Raw genomic sequence first — 8,947 nt, 5'->3', positions numbered from 1 at the left:
TTGAAGGAGGGAAAGAAGCTTCTCCGTCCGCTCCTGGGTGCGGATCCTCCCCAGGCGCGGCAGCGGCACGTGGCGAGGGGCCACCCGGATGGAACCAGTCAGGCGGGCCTTGTGGTCATCCAGGGATTTCTTCCGCTTGAAGCAGGGTCTTCCCCCCCTCCCCGCCCGCCAGTTCCGAAAGGCCCGCTCGAGGTCCCGGAAGGCCTCCTGGGGGGCGCACTGGGAGACCTCCACCCACCAGGGGGCGTGCGCGCGTTTCCAGCGGTTCCATTCTTTGTGGAGCGCCCGGGCGGAGGGGAGGCGTCTTCCCTGCTCCAAGGCCTCCCGGCAGCGGGCCAGGCCCCCGTGGGAGGCGAAGCGGGCCGCCCCCACGTGCTTCGCGAGGGCGATGCGCGGCGCGACGTTGGGGGCGAGCTCCAAGCGAAAGGCTTGGGTCACTCGCATCGCAGAACCTCCAGGGCCTTCCGGGCTCACCGGCAGGCCGAGCGATGACTGTGGCGTCTCTCACATCGCAACAGATGCTAACAAAAATGGGAGCAGTTGGCAACCCCAGGGATCGCCCATCGGCAGGTAATCGTTCAGTCCCGCTCGATTTTAACAGGAACCGGAAAAGTGGGTTGGGCGGCGCTCCATTCGGCACTGATGATTTTTGCTTCGTAGGAGGTGGGCCGCCTTCGGCGGCCCGCATCTTACGAAAAGCATATTCCCCATCTCCCGTAAGCCACCGGACACGCCAATCATACCGGGGTTAGGGATCGAACGGGCCGAGGGTGTCACGGCGGATCTCTCCAGTGCATCTAAAATAAAGGAGTTGCACTGTTTGGAATCCGCGAGAGAAGACGGAGGGACCCCATCATCCTCAAGTCTCCAGGAGGAAACCAACAGTGCAACTCCTACTCCTATAGGGAGCTGGAGGCAGTTGAATCCGCCTGCTTCCAGAAGCCCACTCGGGAGGAAGCTCGGATGCCGAAATCATGGGCGCGGGGGATCGCGCTGATCGCACTGGTGGGTGGTATCTGGTTAATCGGGACCCGGGTTCGCGAGGCTGGGCTTGCAGTTCCAGAGGCTCCTCAGCCCGGTTACCATGCGCCTGGCTTTTCACTGCGCACCCTCGATGGGGAGCCCCTCTCGCTCTCGGATCTACAGGGTCGGACCGTGGTGCTGAATTTCTGGGCCACCTGGTGCCCACCATGCCGGGCGGAGATGCCAGCCTTTCAGCGGCTCTACGCCCGCTATGCCGATCGGGGGCTGACGGTGATCGGGGTGAACGCCACGCACGGGGACAACTTGGCCGCGGTGTTGGCTTTCCGCCAGCAATACCAGCTGACGTTCCCGATCCTGCTGGACGAAACCGGCCAGGTGAACCGGAGCTATCGGGTGACGGCTCTTCCCACGACGTTCTTCATCGACGCTCGCGGGATCATCCGCGATGTGGTGGTGGGCGGCCCACTGAGCGAGGCGGCCATCGAAGCCCGCCTATCCGAGATCCTGCCCGCAGGGAACCGCTGATGCTGCCCGCGCTCTCCCTGGGTCCATTCACCTTGCCCACCCGGCCCCTCCTCCTGCTGCTGGGCCTGTGGCTGGGGTTATCCCTTGTGGAACGGGAAGGGCGCCGGCGGGGGATCGGGGTGATCGTGGCGATGGACGCCCTGTGGGGTCTGGCCGCAGGCTACATCGCGGGCCGGATCGGTGCGCTGCTTCCCTACGGCCTTTCCTCCCCGTGGGATCTGCTTTCAATCCTCCGTCCGGTTGACCCGATGCTGGCTCCCCTCCCCGCTCTCCTGGCGACAGCAGGGGTGATCGCTTGGCGATGGCATCGGCATCGGATCCCCTGGGGCGTGGGGCTGGATGCAACAGCGCCCCTGCTTTTCGCGATGGCCATCGCATGGGCTCTAGGGGATTGGGCGGAAGGCCGCCGGTATGGGGAACCCACTGCGATCCCGCTCCTAGCAGCGCTGGGGGGCGGAGGACGCCATCCCGTTCAGCTCTACGAGGCCGGTCTGGGAGTTTTGGCCTTCATGCTCTGGCATCGGACGCAGAAGCGCCTGCAGATCCCGGGAAGTTCCTTCCTGCTGGCTTTCGCTCTTTATAGCGCAACGCGATTCATCGCCGAGGGATTTCGGGCGGAGAGCGCCACGTGGGCCGGATTTCGGGTTTCCCAGCTCTGGGGATTCGTTGGGCTCATGATCGGACTATGGGGGCTCGCCTGGGTGGAGAAGCGATCTCGCACCGAATAAGCGGAATCCTCCCGACTGGCCTCCCCGGCTCCATCCGCAACAGATCCCCTGGCTGCCGACTCACCCCGGTTCGAAGCCTACGGGTAGATCAGCACTTTGAGGGCCTCGTAAGTCCGCATCGCCTGGTAGCCCTGTGGGGTTTCCTCGAGCGGCAGGCGGTGGGTGATCAAGCTTTCCACCGGAAGGCCTTCCGCGAGCAGGCGCAGCGCCTCCTGCATATCGGGCGGGCCGGCTGAGTAGCTGGGGATCACCCGGATCTCACGGAAATATAGCGTATGGACGTCAACAGGCCACCGGGCCTCCGGCGGCGTCGGGGTGAACAGCAACAGCGTCCCTCCAGAGGCCGCCAGGGACCATCCCAGCTCGATGGCCTCCACGGACCCTGGGCCGACCACCACCAGGTCCGCCCCTAACCCGTCGCTCTCCGCACGGATCCGATCCGCTGCCTCGGAGGCCAGCGTGGGGATCATGCCGATTCGCTCCCCGGCCTCCAGGCGCGCGGGAACGCGATCGATGCCCCATACCCGCTCAGCCCCCCAGCGCTGGGCGACCAGCCCGTGCAAGAGCCCCATCACCCCGAGCCCGATCACGGCGATGCGATCTCCCGGCCGCAGCCCGGCCCGCCGCAGCGCCTTTATGACTGTCGCTAGGGGCTCGGTGAACGCCGCCGCCTCGTCGCTCACATGAGCGGGAATGGGGAGGAGGTCCCGCTCCACCACCGGCGGGGGGACGATGGCGTAAGCACTCAGCCCTCCGGGGATTAAGCGGGTCGACCGCCAGGTCGAACAATGGACATAATCGCCTCGGCGGCAGAACCGACACGCGCCACATGGGGCGTGGTGGTGGACCACCACCCGCTCCCCACCCTGGAAGGCGGTTACCCCAAGGCCGACTTCCACCACCTCACCCACCAACTCATGGCCGGGGGTGAAGGGGGCCTTCTTCGCCATATACCAGTCCATAAGCTCCCCAGGACATAGGCCACAGACCCGGACCCGGACCAGCACTTCTCCGGGCGCCAGGGGGCGGAGGGGGACTTCCGTCACTTGCAGGTTGTCATGACTTTGATAGAGGATCGCCCTCGTTCGCGTCACCACCAAGGTTTGCTCCTAACTCTGATAGGTGGACCAGGTTCTTGTTCGGAATGACGCAGAGAAACCCCAAGGGTTGCTCGCTAATGTTCTCGAACTGGTGAACCTCCATTGGCGGGATATAGAGGACATCCCCTGCCTGGACCTCCACCGTCTCCTTGCCTAAGAGGACGCGCGCTTGTCCTTGCAGGATTACTACTCCGTGGTCATACGGATGGGCGTCCAGGCTGGATTTGCAACCAGGCGGGAGCTCGAAATAACGGAGCACGAAATATGGTGCCCGCTCCCGAGGTCCGATCAGCACCCGGCGGGATCCACATACGCCCATCGGGCCGGTGTAGGGAACCACCGGCACGCCCTCCCAATCCCACAACTTGGCTTTCCGTCGATGCACTACCCCCATTGTCACTGCTCTCCTTAACTTACCTGTGTGTTCTCTCCTCCCGTAGGAACGCTTGCGGTCGGTGCCATACCAGTACCCACAGTCCAAGGTAAACCGCCAGATAAACAAGCGCTAAAATCAGCCGCGGCAGATCCGACCGGTAGCCGATGAGGAACCAGAAGATCTCCAGGATCGGCCAGGAGAGCGTCTTGAAGCCCGCCGCCATCGCCGTCACCGTCTGTCCGGCCGGAACCTGCGCCCCCACCTGATGAGCCACCTGAGTGACCACCGGAGCGGTGTCCGTGGCCACCAACAGCATCAACGGGATGAACACCAGCGCCCCGTTCAGAATTCCCCGGAAGATGTTACCCCGGGATGGGGCGACTGCCCAGATCAACAGGAAGACGAAGACTGCGAGGTCCGCAAAGGGCACCACCCGGTTCCCCGGCAGCAGGGCGGCGATGGGAAATGCCAGGGGGGTTAAAATCAGCGCTGTGGCCACAATAGCCGGGAAACCCGTCACAATGGCCGCATCCAGCCCGATGTAAAGCTCCCGGCCTGGGAAGCGGCGGACCATAAGCGCCCGCACGCTCTCAGAGATTGGGATCAAGCCCTCCATTAGCAGAGCGATCATCCGCGGCATCAGCTCCATAAAGGCCGCTGTGGTGATCCCCAGCTTGAGGATAGCTGCCCCCTCCTCCGCACTCATCCCAGGCTTCAGGTAAGCCAGGGTCCCAATCAACAGCCCGATGATCAGCCCCACAACAGCTGACTCCCCCAATATCCCCAGCCGCCGCTGGATCGCCTCCGGGTCAATCCAAATGTCCCGCAGGCGTGGGATGCGCTCCCACAACGCGTCCAGGGCAAAGCCAATGGGCGCCCAGATCACTGTGTCCCCGTGCGGCAGGGAGATGCCTGGCATTTTGAAATAGCCGCTCAGAACCGGGGCAGTCCAATCCGCCAGCTTGAACAGAAAAGCCGCGTAGATCATCGCCCCAAGCAGCCCCAACAACACGTTCTGGCTCACCGCCCAGATCATGGAGAACACATAGGCCATGGACCAGTAATTCCAGAGATCCACATCCAAGGTCTTCGTGAAGCCGATTAGGATCAAGAGAATGTTCCAAACGAAGATCACAACAAAAACCGTGAAGGCAAAGGGGGTCCCGAAGCTGATCGCCGCCAGGACCGGCCAGCCGATGTCTGGGATGTCTAAGGGTAAAGCGAAGCGCTTGGACATCGCCTGGACGGCGGGGGCGAGCCCGTTGATGAGCATGCCGAGCACCAGAAAGAGGCCGGTGAAGCCGATCCCTACCCGCAGCCCGGCCCGGGCAGCCCGGCCCGGCGGAGCCCCAAAGAGGAGCCCTAGCAGGAACAGGATGATCGGCATCATAACCGAAACCCCGGCAACCTGGATGATCCAGTTCATAAACGCGTTGATCCCTTGAAGGATCCCGCTCATAGTGCCCCTCCTGTGGTCGATCAGAGGCTCTCGCACAGGGGATTGAAAAGACCGGGTGGCCATAGCAATGCCATGGCCACCCGGTCTCAACGTCATTCTGCCTCAGCAGGCGCCCCGGCCGCCACCTCCCAGACCTTGGGGTTCCGCTGATAGAGGAAGAGAAGAACCGCCAGCACGGCAAGTAAGACCAGCAGCCCGACCACCCCCACCAGCTGCACAGCACTCACGAAGACAAAGGGCGGCCAGAGGAAGCCATCGGCAATGCTGGTGATCCGTACCGCGCCCGCCGGCATCTGGAAGCCCGAGGCCACCGCTGCAGAGGTGAAGAGATCCGCCATTCCCGTGGCGATGTAGAAACCCACCGCCAGGGTAAGGGTACCCGCGATGATCATTCGGAAGATATTGCCCCGCATCAGGGGAGCAAACATTGCCACTACAAAGGGAATGACCGCCAGATCCGCGAAGAGGATCACCCGGTTGCCGGGCAGGATTGCGCTCAGTAGGATGGCCACCGGCACCAGCACCAGGGCAGTGGAGATGGCCGCAGGGTGGCCGATGAGGATCGCTGAGTCCAAGCCGATGTAGATCTCCCGCCCCCCAGCTCGCCGCTGCATAAAGTCCCGGGCCGCCTCGGAGACCGGGATCAAGCCTTCCATCAGAATTTGGACCATCCGCGGCAGCAGCAGCATCACTGCTGCCAGGTTCATCGCTGTCTTAAGGATCTTGACCACCACTGTTTGGACATCACCGGCGTTGTAGAAACCCAAGACCCCCAAGATGAGACCGATGATCAACCCGAGGATCACTGGCTCTCCAGCGACCCCTAGCCGCCGGCGGATTGCCTCCGGATCCGCCTGCACATCCCGTAAGCCCGGAATACGATCGATGATCCAATTCACTACAATGGCGATGGGAACACCAGGGGCTGTTGTGAGATGGGGGATAGAGATCCCGGGCAGGTTATAGAAACGCTGGACCGCTGGGGCCGTCCAGTCAGCTAAGAAGAGCGCCAGCGCCGCCGCGATCGCCGCGGCCAGGAGACCCATGGGCAGGCTGCCTGTGGCGGCCACCACCAGAGAGCCGATGAAAGCGAAATGCCAGTAATTCCAGATATCGATATCAAGAGTCTTGGTGAGACGAGCGGCCAGCATCGCGATGTTCACAAGAAGTGTCAGGGGGATCACCCAGAGGCCAACCGCGGAGCCGAAAGCGATAGCCGCCGCCGAGGGCCAACCCACATCCACCACGTCCCGCTGGATGCCGGTGTTCTTCACCATCGCCTGGGCAACCTCGGAGAGGTTGGTCCACATCAGGCCAATGACCAAGTTGATTCCGATGAAGGCGATGCCAATGGTCACACCGGCCCGGAACGCCCGGCCAGGCTGGGCCCCCAGAGCCACAGCGAAAAGAAAGATGATGATCGGCAAAGCAACTGTTGCGCCCAGATTATCGATGATCGCTTTCAATGTGCTCAGAAAGACCTCCATGGCATCCTCCTTTCAAAAATAGGATGGCCCGCTTTCCTCAGCGCTTGATGCTGAGGGTCTCCTCACCTTCAATCCAACAACGCTGGAGATCCTCCTAGCCCCTCCGGAGGATCTCGGCGATCTGATCCAACACCTGATCCTTGCCGATCCCTGTCAGAAATGCGAGGGTCTGGATCACCGGGACGCCCAAATCCTGAGGCACCGGCGTGGTGGTTACCACCAAGTCGAATTCCTTCGCCAGCGCGGGCACTTCAGCGGCCTTGCACTGGCGGGTGATCACCGGAATGCCTCGCGCTGCCAGTCCCTCCTCAATGGCTTTGGCAACAACCGTCGAAGTGGCAATCGCCGTTCCACAAGCTACAAGGACACGCTTCGGTTGGGTCATAAGCACCTCCTGAGATCAAGTATTCAGATTAAGCCGTTCGATCAATTCCTCAGGAGAACCTGCTTCGTAGATCTGTCGCACACGCTCCGGATCTTGAAACAGCTCCGCCAGACGCCGCAGCATCTCAACTTGGCCGTGAGGCTCATTAAGTGCCATCACAATGACCACCGAGACTGGGACCGTTTCCTCCGGATTCACCATGTTCCGGAAGAGCACCGGGTGCTCTAAGGTGGCAATCGCCAGGGCTGGGGAGATGACATGCTCAACGTCGGCATGGGGGATCGCTACGTGGAGATCTCCTGCTAGCGGGAGGCCTGTTGGGTTCGTTCGCTCCCGCTCCAGAACCGCCTCCACGAACGAGGGCCGAACGAACCCTTCTTCTTCCAGGAGCGCTGCCAGACGGCGGATGACCTCCTCAGCCGAGACGGCCCGCATTCGCAGCGATATCAGGCGCGGCGACAGCGCCACCCCCTGCGCGACGGGAGCCTCCCGCTGCTCCTGGCCCATTTCTCACCTCCGGGTCTCAACACGGGAAAGGGCGCTCACTGTTCTTCACCAATGGAAGCGAGCACTAAAGGGCCATGCTCCGAGTAGGTCTTGCCGACACAGCGCCTTACCCCAACAGAATCCCCGGCCGCTCCAGGGCCGTCCGCAGGTCCTCCAGGAACCGCGCCGCTTGGGCGCCGTCCACGATGCGATGGTCTGCGGTAAGGGTCAGGGTGGCCATCGGCCGGACCTCCACGCGATCTCCCTCCCCGACTACCGGCCGCTTCGCCACCCGTCCCACCGCCAAAATCGCCGCTTGGGGTGGGTTGAGGATTGCCGTGAAATGGTCCACGCCGTACATCCCCAAGTTCGAGAGGGTGAAGGTCCCCCCTTGCAGATCCTCCGGCCGCAGCCGCCCCTCTCGCGCGCGCCCCGCCTTCTCCTCCAGCGCGCGGGCGATGGCCAACAAGCCCAGCTGATCGGCCCGGTGCACCACCGGCACCACCAGCCCCTCGGGCACCGCCACCGCCACCCCGATGTTCACATCCTCCCACTCTAAGAGCTCCTCCCCCTCGAGGGTCGCGTTGAGCGCGGGATGCCGCCGTAAGGCCCAGGCGCAGGCCCGGATCAGCAGGGCGGTCAGGGTCACCCGGATGCCCTCCTCCCGCTCCGCCCAGGCGGAGAGCTCCTCCACCACCGCCAGCGCCCGATCCATCACCACGTCCACACTGACCGTGAACTGGGGCGCCTCCCGAACGCTCCGGGTCATCCGCTCCGCGATGGCCCGCCGCATCCCCGTCAAGGGGATCCGTCGGCGAACGGCCGGCCGCGCAGGGGCCTCCGCCTCTATCCCCCGGAGCATGGCTTCTGCCGCTCGCTGCACATCCACCGACTGGATTCGCCCCCCGGGACCCGTCCCCTCCACCGCCTGCAGGTCCACCCCCAGCTCCCGAGCCAGCCGCCGGGCCGCGGGCGCCGCCCGGATCTTCCCCCCTGGGGTAGCCTCCAACCCCCGTTGGACCAGATAAGCTTCCACGTCGGCCTTCGTTACCCGACCCCCCGGGCCGGTGCCCGGCACCGCGGCGAGGTCCACCCCATGGGCCTGGGCCATCCGCTCCGCCAGCGGCGTGGCCTGTGGGGCACGTTGGGAGGGCGCTGGCGCCTCCGCCCAAGCCTCCCCTGGCAGCAGGATGTAGGCGATGGGTTGGCCGATGGGCACCACCTCCCCCGGACCCACGCGGATCCCCACTAGGGTTCCGCTGGCCGGCGCCTCCACCTCCATGGCCACTTTGTCAGTCTCGACCTCCAGGATGGCCTCACCCTTTGTGACCGCGTCTCCTTCCTGCTTCAGCCAGCGGAGGACCTTCCCGCTCTCCTGGGCCATCTCGAATTTCGGCATGATCACTGGGACCGGCAT

At 63.7% G+C, this 8,947-nt stretch carries 10 protein-coding genes; 2 read left to right on the top strand and 8 right to left on the bottom strand.

Going from position 1 to position 8,947, the window contains the following annotated elements; translation table 11 throughout:
• A partial coding sequence (locus tag ACFMO5_RS07435) for a helix-turn-helix domain-containing protein (RefSeq protein ID WP_376792122.1) occupies positions 1–444 on the bottom strand: 444 nt, incomplete at its 3' end.
• Positions 445–963: 519 nt separating this feature from the next.
• On the opposite strand from ACFMO5_RS07435, the gene ACFMO5_RS07430 reads away from it, so the two are divergent.
• A complete protein-coding gene (locus ACFMO5_RS07430) occupies positions 964–1,509 on the top strand; it encodes a peroxiredoxin family protein (RefSeq protein WP_376792121.1) in 546 nt (181 codons plus the stop codon).
• Positions 1,509–2,237, top strand: coding sequence for a prolipoprotein diacylglyceryl transferase family protein (locus tag ACFMO5_RS07425; RefSeq protein ID WP_376792120.1), 729 nt, complete (start codon positions 1,509–1,511; stop codon positions 2,235–2,237). Before ACFMO5_RS07430 ends, ACFMO5_RS07425 begins: the two co-directional genes overlap by 1 nt.
• Positions 2,238–2,314: 77 nt before the next feature.
• On the opposite strand, the gene ACFMO5_RS07420 is transcribed toward ACFMO5_RS07425, so the two are convergent.
• The 7 genes from ACFMO5_RS07420 to ACFMO5_RS07390 all read right to left on the bottom strand — a co-directional run bounded on the left by ACFMO5_RS07420 (position 2,315) and on the right by ACFMO5_RS07390 (position 8,947).
• The gene (locus tag ACFMO5_RS07420; protein ID WP_376792119.1) at positions 2,315–3,334 is read right to left on the bottom strand and encodes an alcohol dehydrogenase catalytic domain-containing protein; all 1,020 of its coding nucleotides are present in this window, start codon (positions 3,332–3,334) and stop codon (positions 2,315–2,317) included.
• Positions 3,294–3,731 (bottom strand): cupin domain-containing protein, encoded by a 438-nt coding sequence (locus ACFMO5_RS07415; RefSeq protein ID WP_376792118.1) that lies wholly within the window; start codon positions 3,729–3,731, stop codon positions 3,294–3,296. Before ACFMO5_RS07415 ends, ACFMO5_RS07420 begins: the two co-directional genes overlap by 41 nt.
• A 19-nt stretch (positions 3,732–3,750) precedes the next feature.
• Positions 3,751–5,172: a PTS galactitol transporter subunit IIC gene (locus ACFMO5_RS07410; RefSeq protein ID WP_376792117.1), complete on the bottom strand. Its 1,422-nt coding sequence runs from the start codon at positions 5,170–5,172 to the stop codon at positions 3,751–3,753.
• A gap of 92 nt (positions 5,173–5,264) precedes the next feature.
• On the bottom strand, positions 5,265–6,659 hold the full coding sequence (locus tag ACFMO5_RS07405; protein ID WP_376792116.1) for a PTS galactitol transporter subunit IIC: 1,395 nt from the start codon (positions 6,657–6,659) through the stop codon (positions 5,265–5,267).
• A gap of 94 nt (positions 6,660–6,753) precedes the next feature.
• Positions 6,754–7,044, bottom strand: coding sequence for a PTS sugar transporter subunit IIB (locus tag ACFMO5_RS07400; protein WP_376792115.1), 291 nt, complete (start codon positions 7,042–7,044; stop codon positions 6,754–6,756).
• Positions 7,045–7,059: 15 nt separating this feature from the next.
• Entirely contained in the window at positions 7,060–7,551 is a 492-nt protein-coding gene (locus tag ACFMO5_RS07395; protein WP_376792114.1) for a PTS sugar transporter subunit IIA, read from the bottom strand.
• A 106-nt stretch (positions 7,552–7,657) separates the two neighbouring features.
• Positions 7,658–8,947: a dihydrolipoamide acetyltransferase family protein gene (locus ACFMO5_RS07390; RefSeq protein ID WP_376792113.1), complete on the bottom strand. Its 1,290-nt coding sequence runs from the start codon at positions 8,945–8,947 to the stop codon at positions 7,658–7,660.

The organism is Thermoflexus sp. (assembly GCF_042408365.1).
In the GTDB taxonomy this organism is placed as follows: domain Bacteria; phylum Chloroflexota; class Anaerolineae; order Thermoflexales; family Thermoflexaceae; genus Thermoflexus.
Note: the sequence above shows the minus strand (reverse complement) of the source record. Positions and strands in the feature narration are given on the sequence as shown.